Source organism: Algoriphagus sp. SE2, from assembly GCF_039563885.1.
Taxonomy (GTDB): Bacteria; Bacteroidota; Bacteroidia; order Cytophagales; family Cyclobacteriaceae; genus Algoriphagus.
This window is the reverse complement of record NZ_JBCLWJ010000066.1, coordinates 1-717: the sequence shown is the minus strand read 5'-3', so window position 1 is coordinate 717 and position 717 is coordinate 1. Positions and strand designations below refer to the sequence as shown.

Sequence of the window (717 nt, the reverse complement as noted above, 5' to 3'; positions counted from 1 at the left end):
CTAACCGACGACGAGGAAGTTGTCTATTCTGTAGAAACTAAAGAAAGACCATTATCACCTAACCAATTACCCTTAATGGCCTATGGTAAATTGATTGATGATGCAACTATTAACCTTAGAGTGATTGGCCTTTTTGAGCCTGGTGTCGAAGTAAAAGTGAAAACCGAAAAAGGGGGTAAAATTATTCATGAGGAATTTGTTGACCAACCTGAAGGATTTATAAAAGATTTCTCCTTCAAAGGTATTGCTCCTGAAGAAGTATATCTGGAACTAAAAGATGCTATCGGAAGAACTAAAACCATCCATTTTTAGTCTTTTAAATCTCATTTACTTGACAAGAGCTCTACCCCATAATGGGTAGGGCTTTTTTCTTATTAAAATTTTTTAAAGAGTTTGAGACAAATGGTTTTCTTCAATGGCCTTATTTTTTTATTTATAATGTGTACGGCTATAGCTTTTATTTCTTTGTTGAATAAGCGTAATACGAAATCCAGAAGATAGAGGCGTTTTTCATTTTTTAATTCTATCATGAATTACATTGGTCCAACACCATTATTAGGTAGATCCTTTTTGTTCACTTAGCATGTTTTCTATATTCTTTCATGAATAGCCAATAGTATTTTTGAATCCAGGGTCAGGCTTTATTTAATTTCTTCTAAAAAGTTAAGAAAGTGGCTAAGAAAAGAATCTATCGGAATTTTAATTTTCGAATCTGTT

1 pseudogene is annotated in these 717 nt (G+C 32.5%); it reads left to right on the top strand.

From position 1 onward, the window contains the following. A pseudogene (locus tag AAGF08_RS20430) lies at positions 1-312 on the top strand (hypothetical protein); the annotation flags it as partial. Between the last annotated feature and the right edge of the window lie 405 nt (positions 313-717).